The 23197-nt window shown below is 67.6% G+C and carries 25 protein-coding genes and 1 tRNA gene; 11 read left to right on the top strand and 15 right to left on the bottom strand.

Features of this window, described 5'->3' with window-relative positions; all coding sequences use genetic code 11:
- Window positions 1-129: 129 nt before the first annotated feature.
- The 3 genes from C5E05_RS03245 (at window position 130) to C5E05_RS03235 (ending at window position 1786) form a co-directional block, all read left to right on the top strand.
- Window positions 130-215: transfer RNA gene (locus C5E05_RS03245), tRNA-Leu, on the top strand.
- Between the two features lie 213 nt (window positions 216-428).
- On the top strand, window positions 429-977 hold the full coding sequence (locus C5E05_RS03240) for a flavin reductase family protein (RefSeq protein WP_181059330.1): 549 nt from the start codon (window positions 429-431) through the stop codon (window positions 975-977).
- 107 nt (window positions 978-1084) lie between these two features.
- The gene (locus C5E05_RS03235) at window positions 1085-1786 is read left to right on the top strand and encodes a DedA family protein (protein WP_104341083.1); all 702 of its coding nucleotides are present in this window, start codon (window positions 1085-1087) and stop codon (window positions 1784-1786) included.
- A 29-nt stretch (window positions 1787-1815) separates the two neighbouring features.
- On the opposite strand, the gene C5E05_RS03230 is transcribed toward C5E05_RS03235, so the two are convergent.
- Together C5E05_RS03230 and C5E05_RS03225 are read right to left on the bottom strand one after the other, a co-directional pair.
- Window positions 1816-3645, bottom strand: a complete 1830-nt coding sequence (locus C5E05_RS03230) for a DEAD/DEAH box helicase (protein ID WP_104241192.1) — start codon at window positions 3643-3645, stop codon at window positions 1816-1818.
- Between the two features lie 35 nt (window positions 3646-3680).
- Window positions 3681-4859 (bottom strand): acyl-CoA dehydrogenase family protein, encoded by a 1179-nt coding sequence (locus tag C5E05_RS03225; RefSeq protein ID WP_104341203.1) that lies wholly within the window; start codon window positions 4857-4859, stop codon window positions 3681-3683.
- A gap of 97 nt (window positions 4860-4956) precedes the next feature.
- On the opposite strand from C5E05_RS03225, the gene C5E05_RS03220 reads away from it, so the two are divergent.
- Window positions 4957-5766 (top strand): SGNH/GDSL hydrolase family protein, encoded by an 810-nt coding sequence (locus C5E05_RS03220; protein WP_104341082.1) that lies wholly within the window; start codon window positions 4957-4959, stop codon window positions 5764-5766.
- 12 nt (window positions 5767-5778) lie between these two features.
- On the opposite strand, the gene C5E05_RS03215 is transcribed toward C5E05_RS03220, so the two are convergent.
- The gene (locus C5E05_RS03215) at window positions 5779-6618 is read right to left on the bottom strand and encodes an RNA methyltransferase (protein WP_104241194.1); all 840 of its coding nucleotides are present in this window, start codon (window positions 6616-6618) and stop codon (window positions 5779-5781) included.
- On the opposite strand from C5E05_RS03215, the gene C5E05_RS03210 reads away from it, so the two are divergent.
- Window positions 6617-7492, top strand: coding sequence for a Sir2 family NAD-dependent protein deacetylase (locus C5E05_RS03210; protein ID WP_228496561.1), 876 nt, complete (start codon window positions 6617-6619; stop codon window positions 7490-7492). The genes C5E05_RS03215 and C5E05_RS03210 overlap by 2 nt on opposite strands.
- 34 nt (window positions 7493-7526) lie before the next feature.
- On the opposite strand, the gene C5E05_RS03205 is transcribed toward C5E05_RS03210, so the two are convergent.
- Both C5E05_RS03205 and C5E05_RS03200 read right to left on the bottom strand, forming a co-directional pair.
- Window positions 7527-8606, bottom strand: coding sequence for a glycosyltransferase family 1 protein (locus tag C5E05_RS03205; RefSeq protein ID WP_104341081.1), 1080 nt, complete (start codon window positions 8604-8606; stop codon window positions 7527-7529).
- Entirely contained in the window at window positions 8603-9514 is a 912-nt protein-coding gene (locus C5E05_RS03200) for an alpha/beta fold hydrolase (RefSeq protein WP_104341080.1), read from the bottom strand. Before C5E05_RS03200 ends, C5E05_RS03205 begins: the two co-directional genes overlap by 4 nt.
- Before the next feature lie 105 nt (window positions 9515-9619).
- Here C5E05_RS03200 and C5E05_RS03195 point away from each other — a divergent pair, with 105 nt between their 5' ends.
- Window positions 9620-10315, top strand: coding sequence for an exonuclease domain-containing protein (locus C5E05_RS03195; protein ID WP_104241198.1), 696 nt, complete (start codon window positions 9620-9622; stop codon window positions 10313-10315).
- A gap of 84 nt (window positions 10316-10399) precedes the next feature.
- On the opposite strand, the gene C5E05_RS03190 is transcribed toward C5E05_RS03195, so the two are convergent.
- The 3 genes from C5E05_RS03190 to glgA all read right to left on the bottom strand — a co-directional run bounded on the left by C5E05_RS03190 (window position 10400) and on the right by glgA (window position 12769).
- Entirely contained in the window at window positions 10400-10660 is a 261-nt protein-coding gene (locus C5E05_RS03190) for a type B 50S ribosomal protein L31 (RefSeq protein WP_068481959.1), read from the bottom strand.
- Window positions 10661-10748: 88 nt separating this feature from the next.
- Window positions 10749-11534 carry an ABC transporter ATP-binding protein gene (locus C5E05_RS03185; protein ID WP_104241199.1) on the bottom strand — a complete coding sequence of 262 codons (786 nt, stop codon included), beginning with the start codon at window positions 11532-11534 and terminating at the stop codon, window positions 10749-10751.
- 50 nt (window positions 11535-11584) lie between these two features.
- A complete protein-coding gene (gene glgA, locus C5E05_RS03180) occupies window positions 11585-12769 on the bottom strand; it encodes a glycogen synthase (RefSeq protein ID WP_104341201.1) in 1185 nt (394 codons plus the stop codon).
- A 47-nt stretch (window positions 12770-12816) separates the two neighbouring features.
- On the opposite strand from glgA, the gene C5E05_RS03175 reads away from it, so the two are divergent.
- Together C5E05_RS03175 and serB are read left to right on the top strand one after the other, a co-directional pair.
- Window positions 12817-14058, top strand: a complete 1242-nt coding sequence (locus C5E05_RS03175) for a glucose-1-phosphate adenylyltransferase (protein WP_104241200.1) — start codon at window positions 12817-12819, stop codon at window positions 14056-14058.
- Window positions 14055-14714, top strand: coding sequence for a phosphoserine phosphatase SerB (gene serB, locus C5E05_RS03170; RefSeq protein WP_104341079.1), 660 nt, complete (start codon window positions 14055-14057; stop codon window positions 14712-14714). The genes C5E05_RS03175 and serB overlap by 4 nt, the downstream gene beginning before the upstream one ends.
- Before the next feature lie 121 nt (window positions 14715-14835).
- Here the strand turns inward: serB and fabG are convergent, their stop codons facing one another.
- Window positions 14836-15546 (bottom strand): 3-oxoacyl-ACP reductase FabG, encoded by a 711-nt coding sequence (gene fabG, locus C5E05_RS03165; RefSeq protein WP_104241202.1) that lies wholly within the window; start codon window positions 15544-15546, stop codon window positions 14836-14838.
- 80 nt (window positions 15547-15626) lie between these two features.
- Here fabG and C5E05_RS03160 point away from each other — a divergent pair, with 80 nt between their 5' ends.
- The 3 genes from C5E05_RS03160 to C5E05_RS03150 are packed head-to-tail and all read left to right on the top strand — an operon-like array spanning window position 15627 to window position 17027.
- A complete protein-coding gene (locus tag C5E05_RS03160; protein ID WP_146080201.1) occupies window positions 15627-15902 on the top strand; it encodes a DUF3099 domain-containing protein in 276 nt (91 codons plus the stop codon).
- Window positions 15895-16176, top strand: a complete 282-nt coding sequence (locus tag C5E05_RS03155) for an acetone carboxylase (RefSeq protein ID WP_258064744.1) — start codon at window positions 15895-15897, stop codon at window positions 16174-16176. Before C5E05_RS03160 ends, C5E05_RS03155 begins: the two co-directional genes overlap by 8 nt.
- Window positions 16173-17027, top strand: coding sequence for an SURF1 family protein (locus tag C5E05_RS03150; RefSeq protein WP_104341078.1), 855 nt, complete (start codon window positions 16173-16175; stop codon window positions 17025-17027). The genes C5E05_RS03155 and C5E05_RS03150 overlap by 4 nt, the downstream gene beginning before the upstream one ends.
- A gap of 95 nt (window positions 17028-17122) precedes the next feature.
- Here C5E05_RS03150 and C5E05_RS03145 read toward each other — a convergent pair whose 3' ends face one another.
- From C5E05_RS03145 to sufB, 6 genes are all read right to left on the bottom strand, one after another.
- Complete coding sequence (locus tag C5E05_RS03145) at window positions 17123-18721, bottom strand: ABC-F family ATP-binding cassette domain-containing protein (RefSeq protein WP_104241205.1); 1599 nt, start codon at window positions 18719-18721, stop codon at window positions 17123-17125.
- Window positions 18722-18901: 180 nt separating this feature from the next.
- On the bottom strand, window positions 18902-19234 hold the full coding sequence (locus tag C5E05_RS03140) for a metal-sulfur cluster assembly factor (protein WP_104241206.1): 333 nt from the start codon (window positions 19232-19234) through the stop codon (window positions 18902-18904).
- A 9-nt stretch (window positions 19235-19243) separates the two neighbouring features.
- The gene (gene sufC / locus C5E05_RS03135; protein ID WP_068481926.1) at window positions 19244-20008 is read right to left on the bottom strand and encodes a Fe-S cluster assembly ATPase SufC; all 765 of its coding nucleotides are present in this window, start codon (window positions 20006-20008) and stop codon (window positions 19244-19246) included.
- 3 nt (window positions 20009-20011) lie between these two features.
- Window positions 20012-20344 (bottom strand): non-heme iron oxygenase ferredoxin subunit, encoded by a 333-nt coding sequence (locus tag C5E05_RS03130; protein ID WP_104241207.1) that lies wholly within the window; start codon window positions 20342-20344, stop codon window positions 20012-20014.
- On the bottom strand, window positions 20341-21546 hold the full coding sequence (gene sufD, locus C5E05_RS03125; RefSeq protein ID WP_104341077.1) for a Fe-S cluster assembly protein SufD: 1206 nt from the start codon (window positions 21544-21546) through the stop codon (window positions 20341-20343). Before sufD ends, C5E05_RS03130 begins: the two co-directional genes overlap by 4 nt.
- The gene (gene sufB, locus C5E05_RS03120; protein WP_104242038.1) at window positions 21547-22965 is read right to left on the bottom strand and encodes a Fe-S cluster assembly protein SufB; all 1419 of its coding nucleotides are present in this window, start codon (window positions 22963-22965) and stop codon (window positions 21547-21549) included.
- Between the last annotated feature and the right edge of the window lie 232 nt (window positions 22966-23197).

The raw sequence follows: 23197 nt of genomic DNA, 5'->3' as shown, positions 1-23197 counted from the left end.
CCCAACGCTACCGCCGCGGAGTCCCCCAGATAGTCCCTGCGACGCGCCCGGGATGCACGCTTTTCGGCCTCGATTAGCGTTTCGCCGGAATCCTGGTAATGTTTCTCCTCGTGCTCAACAGCACAACCTGCGCGGGTGGCGGAAATGGCAGACGCGCTAGCTTGAGGTGCTAGTGCCCGTATTAGGGCGTGGGGGTTCAAGTCCCCCCTCGCGCACAGGTTGAAAGGCCCGGGAGTTTTCTCCCGGGCCTTTCGTGTTCCCTGCCGCAGCTTCCTGTTTCGTCCCTCAGGTCATCTGCGATTCGCTTCCTGACGCACTGCGTAGTGAGACGGCGCGGAGGGAAACACTCGGCAACGTTGGCTTGCCAGGACACGCTCTGCGGGTGACGCTCGATGAGGCCCATCCACCGTCATCCCAGGAGTGCACCAGTGCCCGCTGAAACCACGTCGCTCGCGAACCACACGCAGATCGATCAGACCGAGCTCTCCGAGAGCTTCCGCTCGCTGTTCCGCCAGCACCCCTCGGGTGTCGCGGTGCTCACGGCCGAGAGCGAAGCCGGTCCGGTCGCGATGACGATCACTTCGCTCACGTCGGTCAACGCTTCCCCCGCGCTTGTCGCCTTCTCGCTGTCGAAGGCCTCGTCGGCGACGCCCGGAATCCTGGGATCGTCCAGCGTGCTCGTGCACTTCATCGACGAGGCGTCGCTCGCGGTGGCCCAGGTGGCCGCCACGAGCGGTATCGACCGCTTCGCAGACCGAGACAGCTGGGGCTATCTGCCGAGCGGAGAACCGCACTACAGGGCCGTCACGCGCTGGGCGCGTGGCAGCGTCCGCAGCACGCTCGACGTGGACGGCGCGGTTCTTGTCGTCCTGGACATCGTCGAGGCCAGGGATGGGAGCGCTGGCGCCCCGCTGGAGGACGACGGGGTCGTCTACCGCAATCGCGTGTGGCGAAAGCTCGGCGCCCCGCACAGCTGAGAGGGGGCCGTGGAGCGGTCGGGTAGTTTGGGAGCGCAGCACTGTGACGAGCGATTGGCGCATGAACTGCCTCCACGCTCCCAGACCGAGAAGGACCTCCTCGAACCATGCCTGGCCTCGCCACGACACTCCTCCACGCCGCCAGCTCAGGAGGGAGCGCCGTCGATGAGGCGACCGGCGGCATCTTCGGGGTCATCTCCGATTGGGCGATCGAGATCATGGGAACCATCGGGGCTCCTGGCGCCGGCATCGCCGTCGCGCTGGAGAACCTCTTCCCGCCTATCCCGTCCGAGATCATCCTTCCGCTGGCGGGCTTGGCAGCGCACCAGGGCAAGTTCTCCGTGCTCGAGGCCATCATCTGGACCACGATCGGCTCGGTGGTCGGCGCCTATGCCCTGTACTGGCTCGGTCGCTGGCTCGGACACAACCGCATGGTGTGGCTCGCTCGGAAGATCCCTCTCGTCGACGCGGCCGACGTCGTCAAGACGACCAACTGGTTCAAGAAGCACGGCAAGAAGGCCGTCTTCTTCGGCCGGTTCCTGCCGATCTTCCGGAGTCTGATCTCGATACCGGCCGGCATCGAGCGGATGCCCGCACTCCAGTTCGGCCTGCTGACGCTCGCCGGCTCCGCGATCTGGAACACCGTGTTCGTGATGGCCGGCTACCTGCTCGGCGACTCCTGGGAGCAGATCCTCATCTACGCAGACGCGCTCAAGTACCTCGTGTACGCCCTCGTGGGAGGCGCGATCATCTGGTTCCTGGTCGTGAAGATCCGCGGGCGGGTGCACCGCGGCGGCCACTCGGCCTGAAGGCGCGCGCGCTCAGGTCGGCTGACGGCTCAGGAGCGCATGCGCCGCCGGAGCACGTCGATACGCGCCTGGATCTGCGACACGGTCGCCTGTCCCACCGCTGGCCCCCCGCAGCTGCGTCGCAGCTCCGCGTGCACGATGCCGTGCGGCTCCCCCGACTGCTTCGCGTAGACCGAGACGAGGCTGTTGAGCAGCGTTCGCTGCTCCTTCAGGGTTCGGTGGAGCGCCTGGGGCGGCGCGGGAGCCGGTGGGCCTGCCTTCACGCGCGACTCCTGGATGCGCCCCTGCTTCGCCTGGCGCTGGGACAGCACCGACCGCACCTGGTCGGCGTCGAGGATCCCGGGCAGCCCGAGGAACTCCAGCTCCTCCTCGCTGCCGACTTCGGCCGCGTAGCCGAAATCGCCGCCGTCGTAGAGGACCTTGTCGAACAGCGCCTCGCTCGAGATCGCCTCGAACGTGAACTTCCCGAGCTCGTCCGAGGTCTTGTCCGGCCGCTCGGCGGCGGCCATCATGTCTTCTTCCGGAGCGCGGGAGTCGTCGGCGTCAGCGAGCCGATCGAGCGCGTGGTTGCGCTCCATCTCCAGCGCGTGCGCGAGCTTCGTGAGCTGCGGCACGCTCGGCACGAAGACCGTCGCGGTCTCGCCCTTCTTGCGGGCGCGCACAAAGCGGCCGATGGCCTGTGCGAAGAACATCGGCGTCGACGCGTTGGTTGCGTAGACGCCCACAGCGAGCCGAGGCACGTCGACGCCCTCCGACACCATGCGGACGGCGACCATCCACCGCTCGTCGCTCGCGGAGAACTCGGTGATGCGGTCGGACGCGCCCTTGTCGTCGGAGAGGATGAGCGCGGGCTTGGTTCCCGTGATGGTCTTCAGGATCGCCGCGTAGCCCTTTGCCGCCGCGTGGTCGGTGGCGATGACGAGGCCGCCGGCATCCGGGACTTCCTGGCGGACCTCGCTGAGGCGCTGGTCGGCCGCCTGCAGGACCTGGGGGATCCACTGCCCTTCGTGGTCGAGGGCGGTGCGCCACGCCTGGGAGACGATGTCCTTCGTGTTGTCCTCCGCGAGGCCCGCTGACATCTCCTCCCCCTGCGTGTCGCGCCACCGCACGTTGCCGGCGTAGGACATGAAGAGCACTGGGCGCACGACGCCGTCCTCGAGCGCACGGCCGTACCCGTAGGAGTAGTCGGTGAGGGATGTGCGGATGCCGTCCTCATTCGGGGCGTAGGTGACGAACGGGATCGGCGCGGAGTCGGAGCGGAAGGGCGTTCCCGTGAGCGAGAGTCGGCGGTCGGCGTGTCCGAAGGCCTCGCGGATCGCGTCTCCCCAGCTCAGCGCGTCTCCGCCATGGTGCACCTCGTCGAGGATGACGAGCGTGCGTCCGGAGGCCGTCAGGTGGCTGTGCACGCTCGGCTTCATCGCGACCTGCGCGTAGGTCACGGCCACGCCGTGGAACTGACGTGAGTGGATGCCCTGGTTGTTGCCGTAGCGCGGGTCGATGCGAAGGCCGACTCGAGCGGCAGCCTCCGCCCACTGCGTCTTGAGGTGGTCGGTCGGCGCGACGATCGTGATGCGATCGACGGAGCGGCGCTGGAGGAGCTCGGTGGCGAGTCGCAGGGCGAAGGTCGTCTTGCCAGCGCCTGGCGTCGCGGAGGCGAGGAAGTCTCGAGGCTCGGACTCGAAGTAGACGTCGAGCGCCTCAGCCTGCCAGGCACGCAGCCTCCCGGCGGTGCCCCACGGCGCTCGCTGCGGGAACGACGGGGAGAGGTGCTCGGCAGCGAAGGTGCCGACCTGGTGACCGTAGCGTGAGCCGTCGTGGCTGGAGGGATGAGCTTCCTGGACGGCTTCGCGTTCGGTCATGGCTGCGTCGAGTTCCTCTCAGGGCAGTCGCCCGGTCAGCGCCGTGCGGGTGGGTCTTGGATTGGTCCGAGTCGGTGGCTGGCGTGCAGCCGGCGCACGGCTCGCTCGTTCGACGGGTGCAAACCGCCTGCGAGCACGTCGCGCAGCAGTCGCGCGAGCTCATGTCCGGAACGGTAGCCGCTGCCGCCGACAATCCCGAGCGCGTCCTGCGTCGTGGTCGCCGCGGCGGCCACCGCCTCGTACTTCGCCATCGTCAGGCGCGCGAACCAGGCGTCGCCGTGAGGCACCCCCTCGTCGACATCGCGAGCGATGGACTCAACGAGGGTACGCGCTGCGAGCTGTCGAATGCTCATCCTGGCGATTTCCTCTCGAACCTGCACGTCGTCGGCGAGACGGATCCCGCCCTGCGTCGAGCTCGTCCGGTGCTCGGCGGCCTCGATCGCCAGCTCGAGCGCGCGGTCGCCGATCCCGACGTAGCACGAGGCGACGAGGAGGAGGAAGTTCGAGTGAACGGCGAAGATGTGCGGTTCGCTGCTCGGTCCGACCGGGAGCCGAGCGATGACGCGCTCGGCGGGGATACGGGCACCGTCCAGGGAGGTGGAGCAGCTCTGCGTCCCCCGCATGCCGAGCGTGTCCCAGTCATCGTGGATGCGCACGCCGTCGTCGCCGCGTCGCAGCACTCCGTGGACGAGAGCCGGCTCCGCTCCGGTGTCGTCGCGGCCGAAGGTCACGAGGCTCGTCCAGACGGGAGAGAGCGAGGTGAAGATCTTCATGCCGTGCAGCCGGTAGCCGCCGTCGGCCTCCGGCTCGGCACGGACATTCGAGTCGTAGAGGACGGCGTCGTTGCCGATCTCGGAGATGGCGAGCGCGTAGGTCTCCCCCGCGACGATCTCGCGCAGCATCCAGTCGAGGGCCCCTTCGCCCGCCTCGTGCCTCGCGCGGGCGATGCCGGCGACCACGTGGTGCATGTTCACGGCGAGGGCCGTCGCTGGAGCCGCGGCCGCGAGACGTGCCTGGCATCGCACGGCCTGCTCGAGGGATGCTCCCGTGCCGCCGAAGTCGCGAGGAACCAGCAGCCGCAGGTAGCCGATCTCGCGGAGCGCCTCGAGGTCGTCCGCGGGGAAGGAGTTCTCCGCGTCGTGGCGGCTCGCGCGCTGATTGAGCACCTCGAGCAGGTCATCGGCCAAAATGGATCTCGGGTCTGAAGCTGGCATGTCCACCACGGTACTCGTCACGGCTTCGACCTCGATGACCACGTCAGCGTCTGTGACGGTCTAGTCTTCAGTTCCGATCGAGGAGAGAAACGGCGAGATGTCAGAACCCGAACTCATACCCTGGAGCCGCTACGTGGCGATCGGCGATTCCTTCACCGAGGGCGTCGGCGACCCTGAGCCGACCGCTCCAGGCGGTCTCCGCGGCTGGGCCGATCGTGTGGCAGAGGAACTCGCCGCACACCGCTCCGACTTCGCCTACGCGAACCTGGCCATCCGCGGCCGACTGCTGGATCAGATCGCCGAGGAGCAGCTCGGGCCGGCGCTCGAGCTGAAGCCCGACCTCGTGACGGTCTCCGCTGGTGGGAACGACATCATCCGCCCGGGCGCGGACCCGGACGCGATCGCCGCGCGGTTCTCGCGACTCGTCGGCTCGCTGCGTGCCAGCGGCGCCACCGTCGTGGTGTTCACCGGGGTGGACACGAAGTTCGCGCCGGTATTCTCATCGATGCGCGGCAAGATCGCCATCTACAACGAGCACATCCGCGGGATCGCCGAGTACCACGACTGCATCGTCGCCGACCAGTGGGCGCTTCGCTCCATCCAGCGCCCCAGCATGTGGGTCAGCGACCGCCTGCACCTCAACGCCTACGGGCACCACGAGGTGGCTCGCATGGTGCTCGCCGCGTTGAACGTCGAGAACGAGCTCGTGGCGATGCAGCCTGCACCGGCCCGTCCCTCTCGGTGGCGCGAGGCCCGCGCGCAGGACATGGTGTGGGCGAGAGAGCACCTCGTTCCGTGGGTGCTGCGTCGCCTCAGGAACGAGTCATCGGGCGACAACGTGATCGCGAAGCGTCCGTTCGCCGAGCCCTTCTCTTTCGGCACCGACATCGACTCCCCTCTCGGGTGAGCGCGCAGAGCCCTACCCGGTGAGCGCGTAGAGCGCGACGGCACTCGCCGCAGCGACGTTGAGCGAGTCGACGCCGTGGAGCATCGGAATCGTGACGGTCGTCGTCGCAGCGCTGAGGGCGCCGCGACTCAGGCCGTCCCCCTCCGTGCCGAGCAGGATCGCGACGCGCTCGGGACGGTCCGCGGCGTAGTCCCGGAGCGAGACGGCGTCGTCGTCCAGGGCGAGCGCTGCGACGTCGAAGCCGGCGTCTGCGAACAGCGTGGCTGCCTCCCGCCACACCGGCAGCCGGGTCCACGGCACCTGGAAGACGGTGCCCATGCTGACCCGCACACTGCGCCGGTAGAGGGGATCGGCGCATTCCTGGGTGACGAGCACCGCGTCGGCCCCGAGACCGGCAGCAGCCCGGAACACCGCGCCGACGTTCGTGTGATCCACGAGATCCTCGAGCACCACGACGGTCTTCGCCGTCGCGAGCAGGTCTGCGGGGTCGAGCAGCGGGGGCCTGTGCATCGAGGCCAGGGCTCCCCGGTGCATGCGGAAGCCGGTCAGCTGCTCGAGCTGCTCGCTGGAACCGACGTACACGGGCACGTCGGGGAACGCCTCGAGCAGTGGCTCGACGGTTGGGAGCCACTGCTCCATGAGGAGGAGGGAACGGGGCGTGTGGCCGGCTCGCAGCGCCCGCTCGATGACCTTCGGCGACTCGGCGAGGTAGAGGCCACCTTCCGGCTCGAGGCGACGGCGGAGGGCCACGTCGGTCAGGCGGGAATAGTCGTCGAGTCCAGACTGTTCGAGTGAACGGACGGATGGGGCCGCACGTGGCCAATCGGTCGATTGGAGAGGGGTCAGGCGCATGGAGGCAATCCTGTCAGAAGCGGGCGGTGCCATGGCGGAGCGGTCGCGAGCTGAGGGTCTTGCACGTGCCGCGGATGTGCTGGCGGATCGGGCGTTCGCGGTGCTCACCGGAGCCGGGCTCTCGACGGACTCGGGCATCCCCGACTACCGCGGGGACGGCAAGGCGCCGAGGATCTCGCCCATGACGATCCAGCAGTTCATGTCCGACGAGGCGACGCGCAGGCGCTACTGGGCCGGCGCCGCGCTCGGTGCGGCACGGTTCTCCGGAGCGGAGCCCAACGCGGGCCACCTGGCACTCGCCGAGCTCGAGCGACACGGCGCCACGACGGGGGTCGCCACGCAGAACGTGGATGGCCTCCACCTCCGCGCAGGCAGCCGCAACGTCGTCGAGCTCCACGGCAGCATGCGCACCGCGAGCTGCACGCAGTGCGGGCACGAGGTCTCACGGGCCTCGCTGCTCGCCGACATCATCGAGTCCTCCCCCGGCATCGCCGAGCTGGCGGCCGACGCGAGCAGCCGCCCAGACGGTGACGCCGAGGCGAGCGGCGCGGAGATCGAGGAGCTCCCGAGCTGCCCGGTCTGCGGGGGCATCCTGCAACCGGACGTCGTGATGTTCGGTGACGTCGTTCGTCCCGAGGTCGCCGAGCGTGCCCGCAACCTCGTCGACGGGTCCGACGCGCTCCTGGTCGCCGGTACGTCCCTGGTCGTCAACACTGGACGCAGGCTCGTGCATCGCGCCGTGGCAGCTGGCAAGCCGGTCGTGCTGTTCAACCGCGGCGGGGCCGCGATCGAGCACCTGGCCTTCGTCTACGTCGACGGCGGCACCTCCGAGTCGCTCGCCGACCTCGCGGCCCGGCTCACGTCGGATTCCTAGGCCGACCCAGAACCCCGAGGCCGGCCGGAAGCCGTCAGCGCTGTCGCTGCTCTGCCACCTCTTGGCAGGCGCTGAGCAGCGAGGCGGCGGATCGCTCCCACGCGTACTCGGCGGCCCTCGCCACGCCAGCAGCTGAGGCGGCGGCCCACGCCTGCGCGCTGCCGTCGAGCTGCCTCGCCTTCGTCGCGAGCAGCGCCGCGTCATCGGCCGGGAAGTACCCGGCTGCTGCTCCCCCGACCTCGCGGAAGATCGGGGTGTCGCTCACGAGAACGGGTGTGCCTGCGGACATGGCTTCCACGAGCGGCAGCCCGAAGCCCTCGCTCTTCGACGCGGTCACGAGGGCGGTGGCGTTGGCGAGCAGCGCGCGGTACTCCTCATCGCTCACGCCCTGGTGGGCGACGATCGAACCCGTGGGGGCGAGATCCTCGAGCGCCGCCAGGGTGCGCGCATCCGCCTTCGAGCAGAGGTGGAGTCGCCAGCCAGGCAGGTCGCGCATGGCGCGCGCCAGCGTCTCGACGTTCTTGTACGGCATGAAGGAGCCCATGTAGACGAGATTGGGCTCGCTCGGCGGCTCGGTCCTCGCCGGCGCGACGAACGCGCGATCTGGCGCGTTGGGCACGAGCGGGATGGGGCGGCGGGTGAGCTTCTTGGACTCGAGCAGCCCGCGGGTCGTCGCCGAGACCACCGCGACCTGGTCCGCACCGGCGAGGAGGAGCCGCTGCGGCCAGAAGGACAGGTGGTAGACCCGCCACAGCGCGCGCACGTACCAGGGGAGGAACTGCGGGGGCTTCGGGTGCTCGTAGTAGATGAGGTCGTGGATCGTGAGGATGAGCCCGTAGTGCCGCCCGAGCGAGCCCATCGTCTGCATGGGGCTCACGACCACTTCGGGGCGCAGCGCGTTGATCTGGCGAGCGACGAACGGCTCCGCTGGCGACGTCGGCGCGCTGATGAGCGCGTGCGGAAGGTCCGGCAGCATGGGCAGCTGTCGTTCGTCGGAGATGAGCATGGTGACCGGGTGCAGTTCGGAGAGCGCACGCACGAGCTCAGCCGAGTACCGCGAGATGCCGTCGTGGCGGTCGATCCGAACGTACCTGCAGTCGAAGAGCAGTTTCACCGGCTGCGCTCCGCATCGTCGGGTGTGGAGTTCTCGTCGATGAACTCGGAGAGCAGGCGGGCGGCTGCGATCGGCGTCTCGTAGTGCACGAGGTGTCCCGTGCCGGCGATCACGTGCAGCGGCAGCTCGGCGAGCCTCGCGAGTTCGAGCTGGGCTTCGAGCGGCGCGATGTCGTCGAGCGCGCCAGCGATGAGCGCGGTGGACGCTGGCAGTTCGTGTGCATGGGCGAGAACCGAGTCGGAGACGGATGCACGGAACGCGGCGAGGAGCGTGTCGCGGTCGGAGAAGTCCGAGAAGTGCCGTTCATGCTCGGCGTGGATCCAGGCTCGGAGCGGCTTCGAGGTGGTCTTGGCCATGACCTCGCTCATGACGCGTGTGATGAGCGGATGCGAGAGCAGCATCCTGCCCGCCGACTCTGGCAGCTTCGAGCCGAGCCAGTAGTAGAAGATCGCGAGCTTCGTGAGGATCGCCTGCTGGCCTTCCAGGGCGGGCGCGGCGATGGGGTTGACGAGCACGAGGCGCCGATCGCCGATCGCGGCGGGGCGCCGGGCGATCACGAGCGAGCCGAACGAGTGGCCGAGGACGATGGCGGTCCCGTTCGGGTCGACCTCATGGAGGAACGCCTCGAGCCAGGCCGAGTAGTCGTCGAGCGTGTGTCCGCTTGCGAGTGGCCGCGACTCCCCGAAACCCGGCAGGTCGGGTGCGAGGAAGCGAACGTCCGGGAGCCGTTCCACGACGGGGAGCAGCCCGTGGTGGGTGCCGCGGAAGCCGTGGACCAGCACAACCGTCGCGCGGGCGTCGCCGGCCAATGGGCCGATCTCCCACCAGGCGCATTCGGAGCCCAGGACACGCGCTGTGCGGGCGAGCGACGGGGACTCGGGAGTGGCTGCAAGAGCGGAGGAAGGCATCGTGCAAGAGTGTACCGAGCAGGGCGGGAAGCCGTGCTCAGGCGCTCCCGTGCGATGCGCGGTGGAAGTGCCTGCAAGAGGACGCCGAGGCGGGATGAGGAAGCAATGACCGAGTGGACGAAGCGGATCGCGGTGTTCGATCTCGAGACGACCGGCATCGATGTCGAGAACGACCGGATCGTGACGGCGTTCGTCGGGCTCATCGATGGCGATGGCACGATCGAGCGCGGCACGGATTGGCTGGCGGACCCGGGCGTCCCCATCCCCGAGCGCGCGGCGGCTGTGCACGGCATCACCACGGAGATCGCCCAGTCCGAGGGGCGGCCGGCAGGCGAGGTCGTCGGGGAGCTTCGGGCTGCGCTCGACTGGATCGCCCGGCACCGTGTTCCGCTGGTCATCTACAACGCGCCGTACGATCTCACCCTGTTCGCTCGGGAGTGCGCGCGTCACGGCCTAGAGCAGATCGTCTTCGCCGAGCAGGTCGTCGACCCGCTCGTCATCGACCGGGCGCTCGACAAGTACCGCAAGGGCAAGCGCACGCTCACCGACACCGCCCTCTTCTATGGCGTGGAACTGATCGACGCGCACTCCGCGGGTGACGACGCCGTCGCCGCGGGCCAGCTTGCGCTCGCACTGGCGGCCAAGTATCCCGCGGAACTCGGGCTGCCGCTCCAGGAGCTGCACACGAAGCAGGTCACGTGGGCGGCGGACCAGGCCAGGGACTTCGAGGCGTACATGCGCGCCAATCGAGACCCGGACTTCACCGCCGACGGCGCGTGGCCGGTGCGCAGCGCTCCCTGACCGGCGACGGGCCTCGGTGAGGCACCCAGCAGACGCGCGAAAGGGCGGCACCGAAACGGTGCCGCCCTTTCGTGGAGCAATGGACTACTTGCTGCCGCCGCCGAACTTGGCGTAGCGGTTCTTGAACTTCTCAACACGACCTGCGGAGTCCATGATGCGCTGCTTGCCCGTGTAGAACGGGTGCGAGGCGCTGGAGATCTCGACGTCGATGACTGGGTACGTGTTGCCGTCTTCCCATTCGATCGTCTTGGCGCTCGAGACCGTGGAACGGGTGAGGAACTTCTCCCCCGATGCGAGGTCGTTGAACACCACCGTGTTGTAGGTGGGGTGGACGTCAGCCTTCATAAGGGTTCCTTCAACGAGTTTGGTGAGCAGAATCGGACCACGGGTCCTGAGCCAAAGGACAACTTTAGCAGATAGGAGCCCGTGGGTGTCAGTTCGACGCGCGGGCGGCGTACCGGCCCTGGGCGTTGGTGACGTGGAGGGGAAGCCCGAAGGTCGTCTCGAGGTTCGAGCTCGTGAGCACCTCGGAGATCGGGCCAGCCGCGACGACCTTGCCTTCGCGGAGCAGGAGCACGTGGGTGATCCCCACTGGGATCTCCTCGACGTGGTGCGTGACCATGACGATCGCGGGCGCGAACTCGCTCTGCGCGAAGCTGGAGAGCGCAGCGAGGAGGTTCTCGCGAGCTCCGAGATCGAGGGACGCGCTGGGCTCGTCCAGGAGGAGCAGCTCGGGGTCGGTCATGATCGCCCGTGCGATGAGCGTTCGCTTCTGCTCGCCGTCGCTGAGCGTGCCGAAGTCGCGCTCAGCGAACTCGCCGAGGTTCCATTCCTCGAGGACACGCTGCGCCCGGCGCTCGTCGATCTCCTCGTAGGCCTCGTTCCATCGGCCCGTGACCGCGTAGGAGGCGGTCAGCGCGACGTCGATGACTCGCTCGTCTTCGGGGATGCGCCTCGCCATCGCGCTCGACGCGACGCCGATGCGAGGACGAAGGTCGAAGACGTTGGTCCGGCCGAGGCGCTCCCCGAGCACGTCGACCTCTCCTGACGTGGGGTGCTGCGTCGCCGAGGCGAGCGAGAGGAGCGTCGACTTCCCGGCACCGTTCGGGCCGAGCACCGCCCAGCGCTGCGTCTCGTCGACGGACCAGGTGACATGGTCGAGGATCGGACGACCGTTGCGAACGACCGTAGCGTCGTTGAATTCGAGAACCGTTGCCATATGCCCCAGCCTAGACGCGGCTCGTGCGCTGGCTTCGGCGGCGCACCGCGTCAGCCAACGAGCTGCTCGTAGATGGAGATCGTCTCGTCGCTGATGCGGCGCCAGGTGAACTCGCGCTCGGCGCGCTCGCGCCCCGCCTTGCCGTAGCGAGCGGCCGTCTCGGGGTCGCTGACGACCTCGGTGAGCACTCGTGCGAGGTCGGCGACGAACTTGTCTGGGTCGAGCGGGGTTCCCGTGCCGTCCGTTGCCTGCTCGATCGGCACGAGGCGTCCGGTCACCCCGTCGTCGACGACCTCGGGGATGCCGCCGGTCGCCGTGCCGACCACGGCTGTGCCGCAGGCCATGGCCTCGAGGTTCACGATGCCGAGCGGCTCGTAGATCGAGGGGCAGGCGAAGACCGTCGATGCCGAGAGCGCGGTCATGATCTCGCGCTTGCTGAGGTGGCGCGCGAGCCAGAGGACGCCATCGCGCTCGGTCTGCAGCTGCTCGACGAGACCTGCGACCTCTGCCTCGATCTCGGGGGTATCCGGGGCGCCGGCGCACAGGATGACCTGCACCTCAGGTGGCAGCTCGCGCACGGCGCGCAGGAAGTACGGGAGACCCTTCTGCCGAGTGATGCGGCCGACGAAGACGACAGCGGGGCGGTCGGGGTCGATGCCGAGGGCCCGTGCAGCCTCAGGGTCCTCGACGCGCTGCCAGGTCTCGAGGTCGATGCCGTTGTAGACGACCTCGACCTTCTCCGGGTCGAGGTTCGGGTAGGCGCGGAGGATGTCGGCGCGCATCCCGTGGCTCACGGCGATGATGCGGTCGGCGTGCTCGTAGGAGACCTGCTCGATCCAGCTGGAGAGGCAGTAGCCGCCTCCGAGCTGCTCCGCCTTCCAGGGGCGGAGCGGCTCGAGGCTGTGCGCAGTGATGACGTGCGGGATGTCGTGCAGCAGCTTCGCGACGTGGCCCGCTGCGTTCGCGTACCAGGTGTGCGAGTGCACGAGGTCGGCACCCGCGATGTCGTTCGCGATCTCGAGGTCGGTGCCGAGGAAGCCGAGAGCCGGGTTCGCGGATCGGAGGGCAGGGGGCGTGTTGTACGCATAGGTCTGCTGCTCGTCGCGCGCCTCTCCGAAGCAGCGGACGTTGACGTCGATGTCGCGTCTCATCGCCTTGACGAGCTCGGTGACGTGGACTCCGGCCCCGCCGTAGACGGCCGGTGGATACTCGCGTGTTACCAGATCAACTCTCACGGTCTCCACGGTAGTACAGCGGGGCTGGGAACCCCTAAGCTCGAGTCATGTCACAGGCAAAGGTGTTCGGCATCGTTCTCGCTGGTGGTGAGGGGAAGCGGCTCATGCCGCTCACCGCAGACCGGGCAAAGCCCGCTGTGCCCTTCGCAGGCCAGTATCGACTCATCGACTTCGCGCTTTCGAACCTGGTGAATTCCGGGCTCCACAAGATCGTCGTCCTGACGCAGTACAAGTCCCACTCTCTCGACCGTCACGTGTCGCACACGTGGCGTCTCCCCGCGATGCTCAACTCCTACGTCGCCTCCGTGCCAGCGCAGCAGCGACTCGGCAAGCGGTGGTTCTCTGGCTCGGCAGATGCCATCCGGCAGAGCCTGAACCTCATCAACGACGAGTCCCCGGACATCGTGGTCGTCGTCGGCGCGGACCACGTCTACCGCATGGACTTCTCCCAGATGATCGAGGCGCACATCGCCTCCGGGCGCAGCGCGACGGTCGCCGCGATCCGCCAGCCGATCTCGCTCTCGGACCAGTTCGGCGTCATCGACGTCGACCCGGACGACCGAACGCTGATCCGCGAGTTCCTCGAGAAGCCGGAAGACGCTCAGGGGCTGCCGGACAGCCCGGGCGAGATCCTCGCCTCGATGGGAAACTACGTCTTCACGGCCGACAAGCTGGTCGAAGCCGTCATCCGCGACTCGACGCTCGAGGACTCCAAGCACGACATGGGTGGAGACATCATCCCGAGCTTCGTCGATCAGGGCGACTGCGGGGTCTACGACCTCAAGGACAACATCGTCCCAGGGTCGACGGAACGCGATCGCGACTACTGGCGCGACGTGGGAACGATCGACTCGTTCTACGACGCTCACATGGACCTCATCTCCACGCTGCCGATCTTCAACCTCTACAACGAGAAGTGGCCGATCTTCGCGCAGCAGCTGAACTCTCCCCCGGCCAAGTTCGTGCGGGACAGCCGCGGGTCCACGGGCACGATGATCGACTCGATCATCTCGCTCGGCTCGGTGATCTCCGGTGCGCACATCGAGCGGAGCGTGCTCGGTCCGTGGGACAACGTCGAGTCCGGAGCCGCAGTCGTCGACTCCATCCTCTTCGACCGAGTCAACGTGCAGGCTGGTGCTGTCGTGCGTCGCGCGATCCTGGACAAGAACGTCATCGTCAAGGAAGGCGCCTCAGTCGGCGTCGACCGTGAGCACGACCTCCGACGCGGCTTCACGGTCACCGACTCTGGCCTCACGGTCGTGGAGAAGTTCGGGATCGTCGAGCCGTGACCTCGGGCACGTCCCCCCGGTCCCCCTTCCTGGTCGTCCTCGACGTCGACTCGACCCTCATCGAAGACGAGGTCATCGAGCTGATCGCCGACTACGCCGGGGTGACCGATGAGGTTGCCGAGGTCACCGGGCGAGCCATGGCGGGTGAGCTGAACTTCGAGGAGAGCCTGCGCCACCGCGTTGCGCTCCTCGAGGGTGTCTCCTCGGCGGATGTCGCGTCGGTGGTGGATCGGGTCGTCGTCACGGACGGCGTCCCAGAGCTCATCGACGGCGTGCACGCGGCCGGCGGCTCCATCGCGGCCGTGTCGGGAGGCTTCCACGAGATCCTCGACGAGCTCGCAGAGCGGCTCGGCCTCGACCGCTGGCGCGCGAACCGCTTCGAGGTCGTCGACGGCAAGCTCACGGGCAAGGTGTCCGGGCCCATCATCGGGAGCGAGGCGAAGCGCGAGACGCTGCTCGAGTGGGCTCACGAGCTCGGCATCGACCCGTCCCGCACGGTCGCGATCGGCGACGGTGCCAACGATCTCGGCATGATGTCGGCTGCTGGTCTCTCGATCGCGTTCGACGCGAAGCCGGTTGTCCGGGAACAGGCGCACGTCAGCCTCCCCGATCGCGACATGCGGCAGGTGCTCGCAGCCCTTGGCCTCGAGGGCTGACGACCGAACAGGGCGACTACCGAGTGCAGAGACACCCACGAGCAAAGCGGGCCGAGCGGATTCAGATCCGCTCGGCCCGCTTTGCTCGATGGTCTCTCGGCGTCGGGCCGACGACGTGCTGCTAGTGCCCCATGCCGAGGCCGCCATCGACCGGGATGACGGCGCCTGAGATGTACCCGGCGTCATCGCTGGCGAGCCAGGCGGCGGTCTTGGCGATCTCGTCGACGCTTCCGTAGCGGGCAGCCGGGATCTGAGACAGGTATTCCTTCTTGGTTTCCTCGGGAAGCACCGCCGTCATCTCGGTCTCGATGAACCCCGGGGCGATGACGTTCGCGGTGATGCCCCGCGAGCCGAGCTCGCGGGTGAGGGAGCGGGCCATGCCGACAAGGCCGGCCTTCGCGGACGAGTAGTTGATCTGGCCGGGCGAGCCGAAGAGCCCGACGACGCTCGAGATGAAGACGACCCGGCCGAAGCGAGCCTTGAGCATCCCCTTCGAGGAGCGCTTGAGGACGCGGAAGACGCCGGTCAGGTTCGTGTCGATGACCTGCTGGAAGTCGTCCTCCGACATGCGGAGCAGGAGGTTGTCCTTCGTGATGCCGGCGTTCGCGATGAGCACCTCGACGGCCCCGAGCTGCTCCTCCACGGCTGTGAAGGCCGCGTCGACGCTCGCAGCGTCGGTGACGTCCGCCCGAACGGTGAGAGCGCCCTCAGGGCCGCCCTCCCCCGAGCGCGAGGTCACCGCGACGCGGTGGCCCAGGCTGACGAAGTGTGCGGCGATGGCGTAGCCGATGCCGCGGTTTCCTCCCGTGACGAGGACGGTTCTTTGGGTCATGCTGCTCCCTTGAGACGGTTCGCTCCAGTCTAGGGGCGAGGAGTAAGCTGAGCAGATCGCCGAGAGGAGCACTTGCCACCGTGCGATCACACACCACGAACGTCACCTCCATGGGGGACAGCGAGTACGACGAGCGCGCTGCCCGCATGAGGAAGTACACCATCATGATGCTCATCAGGGTGGCCTGCTTCGTCGCGCTCATCTGGGTGCGCGGACCGTGGATGTTCGTCTTCGCGGCCGGAGCGATCTTCCTCCCCTACTTCGCTGTCGTCATCGCGAACGCTGCCACGCAGCGGCGCACGCGGAAGGTGGAACGGCCGAGCTTCCTGCAGCGACGAGGCAAGCCGGATGCGTGAGGGATTCGACCTGCTCGGCGCGCTCCAGAACGGCGGGCTCGATGCCGCCGAAGCCGAGCCACGATGCTCGCGGGCCGGGTGCAGCTCCGACGCGACGACCCGGATCGTGTGGCGGAATCCGCGCATCCACGACGAGGCGCGTCGCAAGATCTGGCTCGCCTGCGACGAGCACGCCGGCTACCTCGCAGACTTCCTCCGCCAGCGTGACTTCCCGGTGACAGCCACGGCCATCTCGGCCCGGCAGCTCGACGACGATGTGGACGGGCGCGCGTGAGCGGCGAGCGTCGCTGGCGCTTCGCCTTCTCGAAGCGCTGGCTCGGCTACCTCGGCCTGCTGATCGTCTTCGCGATCGCGTGCGGCTTCCTGAGCCACTGGCAGTTCGAGCGGCGCGACGAGCGGGTCTCTGAGAACGCGCGGATCACCGGCAACTTCGACCGGGAGCCGGTTCCCCTCGAGAGCGAGATCCCGGCGCTCGACGACTTCTCGATCGACCAGGAGTGGACTCCCGTGCTCCTGCAGGGCCGGTACCTCACCGACGAGCAGCTGCTCGCGAGGTCGCGGCCCCACAACGGGTTGCCGGGATTCGAGATCCTCACGCCATTCGAGACCGACGACGGGCGGGTGTTCATCGTCAACCGCGGCTGGATTCCGACGGGTGACGCGCAGGACTCCCCCGACCACATCCCGGCTGCCCCCGAAGGCGAGGCGACGATCGTCGCTCGCCTCAAGCCCGGCGAACCCGAGATCCCCGGACGAACGGCGCCCGCGGGACAGATCGCGACCATCCACCTGCCGCAATTCGCCGACGAGCTCGGCACCGACCGCGTCTACACGGGCGCGTACGGACTCCTCTCGGCGGAGCGGCCCAACGCTGAGACGGGCGCGCTCACGACGAAGCCCGCGCTGAGCGAGGGCAACCACCTCTCGTACGCGTTCCAGTGGATCATCTTCGCCATCATCGCGCTCCTCGGCCTCATCTTCGGCCTGCGGGCCGAGTACCGCGACCGCAACCCGGACGACCCGAAGGTGCGCGAGGCCATCTCGCGCGAGCGAGAGCGCGCTGGACGACGCCGCAAGACCGACGCCGAGATCGAGGACGAGATCCTCGATCGCGCCGGCGGCTGATCGCCGAAGGATCCGCAAACACGAAGAGCGCATGCCCCCGGCTGGGAGCATGCGCTCTTCCTTGCAGCGAGCGACCCTGCTGCTGGGACGCCTGCCTAGTTCATCGTGATGAGGTCGAAGTAATCGGGCGTCCAGTGGTCCTCCACGCCGTCCGGCATGATGAGCACGCGCTCGGGGTTGAGCGCCTCGACGGCCCCCTCGTCGTGACTGACCAGCACGACAGAGCCTTCGTAGTGCGCGAGCGCGTCGAGGATCTGCTCGCGGCTGAGCGGGTCGAGGTTGTTCGTGGGCTCGTCGAGCAGCAGCACGTTGGCGCTCGACACGACCAGCATCGCAAGCGCGAGGCGGGTCTTCTCGCCGCCGGAGAGCACACCGGCTGGCTTGTGCACGTCGTCGCCGGAGAACAGGAACGAGCCGAGCACCTTGCGTGCCTCGGTCTCGGTGAGATGGCTGGACACGCTCACCATGTTCTGCAGCACGCTGCGCGCGACGTCGAGGGTCTCGTGCTCCTGCGCGTAGTAGCCGATCTTGAGGCCGTGCCCGGGCTCGAGCGCGCCGGTGTCGGGCTCGTCGACGCCGGCGAGCATCCGCAGCAGCGTCGTCTTGCCTGCACCGTTGAGGCCGAGGATGACAACACGGGACCCGCGGTCGATAGCCAGGTCGACGGCGGTGAAGATCTCGAGCGAGCCGTACGACTTCGAGAGGTTGGATGCGCGGAGCGGCGTCTTTCCGCACGCCGCGGGCGTCGGGAAGCGCAGCTTCGCGACGCGATCCGCGACTCGGACCTCCTCGAGACCCGAGAGCATCTTCTCGGCGCGCCTGGCCATCTGATGCGCCGCTGTGGCCTTCGTCGCCTTGGCGCCGAACTTCGCCGCCTGCTGCTGCAGGACGGAGGCCTTCTTCTCGATGTTCGCGCGCTCCTTCTTGCGGCGCTCCTGGTCTGCCTCGCGCTGGCGGAGGTAGTGCTTCCAGCCCATGTTGTAGACGTCGATGACCTGGCGGTTCGCGTCGAGGTAGAAGACCCGGTTGACGGTGTCCCCCACGAGCTCCACGTCGTGGGAGATGACGATGAGTCCGCCCGCGTACCCCTTGAGGAACTCGCGCAGCCAGATGACGGAGTCGATGTCGAGGTGGTTCGTGGGCTCGTCGAGCAGCATGGTCTCGGCACCCGAGAAGAGGATGCGGGCGAGCTCGATGCGTCGGCGCTGTCCTCCGGAGAGCGTCTGCAGCTCCTGGTCGAGGATCCGGTCAGGCAGCTTGAGGTTGCTGGCGATGGCCGCCGCCTCGGCTTCTGCGGCATAGCCGCCGAGCGCCAGGAAGCGGTCATCGAGGCGCGAGTACTTCTTCATCGCGGACTCCTGCTCAGCAGGGGTGCCCTCGGCCATCGCCATGGTCGCCTCGTCGATGCCGAGACGCAGCTCGCCGAGCCCGCGGGCGTCCAGGATGCGGGTGCGGGCAGTCTGCGTGGGGTCGCCGCTCCGCGGGTCCTGCGGCAGGTAGCCGATCTCGCCGCGACGCTCGATCCGACCGGCCGTCGGGAGCGTGTCGCCCGCAAGGATCTTCGTCAGCGTCGTCTTGCCCGCGCCGTTGCGGCCGACGAGGCCGATCTTGTCGCCAGCGGCAACACGAAAGTCGACTCCCGACATGAGGGTGCGGGCACCCATGGTGATTTCGAGGTCATGTACGGCGAGCAAGAAGTGATTCCATTCGGTGAAGTGCGGGCGTTCGGGGTGAGTCGTGTGGTCTGTCGGGAAACGGTGCGGGGCCAGGTCGCGGCGTGAACCGAGCCTGGCCCCATAGCCGACAACCTGCCCAGTCTAGACGAGGCGCGAAAGAGCCCCGCCGGGGCGGGGCTCTTCACTGCGGGACCGAGCTCAGATGTTGAACCCGAGCGCGCGCATCATGTCGCGGCCGTCGTCCGTGATCTTCTCAGGACCCCACGGCGGCATCCAGACCCAGTTGATGACGAAGCGCTCGACAGCACCCTCGAGTGCCTCGGCGGTCTCGGACTCGATGACGTCGGTCAGCGGGCAGCCCGCCGAGGTGAGCGTCATCGAGATCACGAGCGCGTCGGAGTCGTCGTCCCAGTTGAGGTCGTAGATGAGCCCGAGGTCGACGATGTTCACGCCGAGCTCCGGGTCAACGACCTCCTTGAGCGCTTCCTCGATCTCGTCGTAGCGTGTCGCTTCGAGTGTCGTCAGTGCCATGGCGAGATCCTACGCCTCGACCTGCTGGGCGAGGTAGCGGTCGTAGCCCTCGTTCTCCAGGCGATCGGCGAGCTCGGGTCCACCCTGGTCTGCGACCTTGCCCGCAACGAAGACGTGCACGAAGTCAGGCTTGATGTAGCGCAGGATGCGCGTGTAGTGCGTGATGAGCAGCACACCGAGGCCGGTGTTCTCCTTGACGCGGTTGACACCCTCCGACACGATGCGGAGCGCGTCCACGTCGAGGCCAGAGTCGGTCTCGTCGAGCACGGCGAACTTGGGCTTGAGGAGCTCGAGCTGGAGGATCTCGTTGCGCTTCTTCTCTCCACCGGAGAAGCCCTCGTTGACGTTGCGCTCGGAGAACACGGGGTCCATGCGGAGCGCCGCCATGGAGGCCTTGACCTCCTTGAGCCACGGGCGCAGGGGCGGAGCCTCGCCGGCGACCGCTGTCTTGGCGGTACGCAGGAAGTTCGCGACCGTCACGCCGGGGATCTCCACCGGGTACTGCATCGCGAGGAAGAGGCCAGCCTTGGCGCGCTCGTCGACGGACATCTCGAGGACGTCCTCGCCGTCGAGCGTGATCGAGCCGCTGGTCACCTCGTACTTGGGGTGGCCCGCGATCGTGTAGGCGAGGGTCGACTTGCCAGAGCCGTTCGGCCCCATGATGGCGTGGATCTCGCCCTTGTTGATCGTCAGGTCGACACCGCGGAGGATTTCCTTGGTGCCCTGGTCGGTCTCGACCGTGACGTGGAGGTCGGATATCTGCAGCGTGGACATGTGCTAGCTCTTCTCCTCGAAGATTGGAGTGGGGTCGATGTAGATGTCGCCCGCTTGCACCTGGATGCGGTACACGGGCACTGGTTCGTAGGCGGGGAGGGTGCGTGGCCAGCCGGTCCTGAGCGAGAACTGGGAGCCGTGCGCCCAGCACTCGATCGAGTCGTCCTCCACGAAGCCCTCGGCGAGCGAGATGTCTCCGTGCGAGCACCGGTCGCCGAGAGCGAAGAGCTCACCGGCCGAGTCTCGGACCAGACAGATGGCCTGGCCCTCGATCTCGAAGCGCTGCGGCGACTCGACCTTCACGTCATCTGCCGCGCAGAGACGCACCGAGGTCATCGCTCGGCGACGAGCAGGGGGCTTGCGCCCTCGTTGAGCTCGCGTTCGAGCGCATCCCGCAGGTGGGTGGCGATCTCCTCGTTGCCGATCTGCTGGACGATCTCGTTGAGGAAGCCGTGGACCACGAGGCGGCGGCTCATGGCTTCGGAGACGCCTCGGCTCATCAGGTAGAAGAGCTGCTCGTCGTCGAAGCGTCCGGTAGCCGAAGCGTGGCCGGCGCCCTCGATGTCGCCCGTCTCGATCTCGAGGTTCGGGACCGAGTCGGCGCGTGTGCCCTCGGAGAGGACGAGGTTGCGGTTCTGCTCGTAAGAGTCGGTGCCCGGTGCGTTCCGGCGGATGAGGACATCGCCGATCCACACGGCACGCGCGCCTTCGCCCTGCAGTGCGCCCTTGTAGTTGACGCGGCTGCGCGTGTGCGGCGCGTTGTGGTCGACGAACACCTGGTGCTCGAGGTGCTGGCCCGCGTCCGAGTAGTAGAGGCCGTACAGTTCGCCGTCAGCGCCCTGCGCGTTGAGCTGCAGCGTCGGGTTGAGGCGGACGATGCCGCCGCCGAGCGAGACCACGATGTGCTTGATGAAGGCGTCGCGCCCGACAGACAGGAAGTGCGACGAGAGGTGCTGCGCCGAGTCCTCCCACTCCTGCATGGAGACGATCGTGACGTTCGCCCCGTCGCCGACGAGGATCTCCACGTTCTCCGCGACCGTCGCCGCGCCGGTGTGGCGCAGGATGATGAGGCCCCTGGCGTGCGGCTTGATGTCGACCACGACGTGGGCGGCGACAGCAGCACTGCCGAAGCCCTTGCGGTCCAGGACGAACTGCTTGTCGTCTTCACCGGAGACCTCGACGAGCAGCGCCTCCTCGAAGTTCGACCAGGCGTTCGCCGAGGCACGGTCCTCCGGCTTGCCCGCGGATCCGATCCGCGCATCCGAGCGAGGGATCCAGCTGACTGCGACACCCTCGGTCTCCGAGAACTCGAGCTCGGAACGGGAGCCCGTGAGCTCGCCGTTGATGAGACCATCGAGCTTCGCGACGGGGGTGTACTTCCACTCGATCTCGCGACCGCTCAGCGGCGCGAAGTCGGCGAAGTCGAAGGAGGTGAACCGCTCCGACCTCGTCTGCACCGGCACCTCGGACCCAGGCCCGTGGCTGTGCTTGTTGAGACCGAGCGGGTTGATCTGCTCGCTCGTCACCTGCGTCGTCATCTAGCCGACCGATCCTTCCATGCTCATCTCGATGAGCTTGTTGAGTTCCAGCGCGTACTCCATCGGCAGCTCGCGCGCGATGGGCTCGATGAAGCCGCGCACGATCATGGCCATCGCCTCGGTCTCCGGGAGCCCGCGGCTCATGAGGTAGAACAGCTGCTCCTCGGACACCTTCGTGACCGTGGCCTCGTGGCCGAGCTGCACGTCGTCGACGCGGATGTCGATCGCGGGGTACGTGTCGGAGCGCGACTGCGTGTCGACGAGCAGCGCGTCGCAGACGACGCTGTTCGAGGAATGGTGCGCCTTCGCGTCGATGCGCACTTCGCCGCGGTAACCGGCTCGACCGCCGCCCCTCGCGATGGACTTCGACGTGATCGACGACTGCGTGTACGGCGCCATGTGGATCATCTTCGCGCCGGCATCCTGGTGCTGGCCAGGGCCTGCGAACGCGACGGACATGGTCTCGCCCTTGGCGTGCTCGCCGACGAGGTAGATCGACGGGTACTTCATCGTGACCTTGGACCCGATGTTGCCGTCGACCCACTCCATGGTGGCGCCCTCTTCGGCGATTGCGCGCTTCGTGACGAGGTTGTAGACGTTGTTCGACCAGTTCTGGATGGTCGTGTAGCGGACTCGCGCGTTCTTCTTGACGATGATCTCGACGACCGCGGAGTGCAGCGAGTCCGACTTGTAGATGGGAGCCGTGCAGCCCTCGATGTAGTGCACGTAGCTGCCCTCGTCGGCGATGATGAGCGTCCGCTCGAACTGGCCCATGTTCTCCGTGTTGATGCGGAAGTAGGCCTGCAGCGGGATCTCGACGTGGACGCCCTTGGGGACGTACACGAAGGAGCCACCCGACCACACGGCGGTGTTGAGCGCGGCGAACTTGTTGTCGCCAGAGGGGATGACGGTGCCGAAGTACTCCTCGAAGAACTCCGGGTGCTCGCGAAGCGCCGTGTCGGTGTCCATGAAGATGACACCCTGCTTCTCGAGCTCCTCGTTGATCTGGTGGTACACGACCTCGGACTCATACTGCGCGGCGACGCCCGCGACGAGGCGCTGGCGCTCTGCGTCGGGGATGCCGAGCTTCTCGTACGTGTTCTTGATGTCGTCCGGGAGGTCTTCCCAGGTCTGCGCCTGCTTCTCCGTCGAGCGCACGAAGTACTTGATGTTGTCGAAGTCGATGCCGGAGAGGTCAGCTCCCCAGTTCGGCATCGGCTTGCGCTCGAACATCTTGTAGCCCTTGAGACGCGTCTTCAGCATCCATTCGGGTTCGTCTTTCAGCTGCGAGATGTCGGCGACGACGGCATCGCTGATGCCTCGCTTCGCGGACGATCCCGCAACATCGGAGTCGGACCAGCCGAACTCATAGCGGCCGAGGCCCTCGAGTTCTGGGCGATCGATCAGGACATCTGACATGTCTGCCTCGTCTCTCTCATCTCTGAAGTCGTTCTCCACACGCGGCTGCTTCTGGGGCCTGTCGCCGTCGATCGTCTCGCGTGTGGGGTCTTCGGCCGGTGGGCCCGCGGTCGCTCGGGCAGACGGCGTGCGTCTACCTCTCGTAGAATGGAACCCGCGAGGGGCCTCCATTGTTCCCTGCGCCGCGATTCGGGCGCACGTCCCGAGCGAAGACAACAACTTCTATCCTACG

Origin of the sequence: Pseudoclavibacter sp. AY1H1 (genome assembly GCF_002931055.1) — a bacterium.
Classification (GTDB): Bacteria; Actinomycetota; Actinomycetes; order Actinomycetales; family Microbacteriaceae; genus Pseudoclavibacter.
This window is presented reverse-complemented; position numbering and strand designations above follow the sequence as displayed.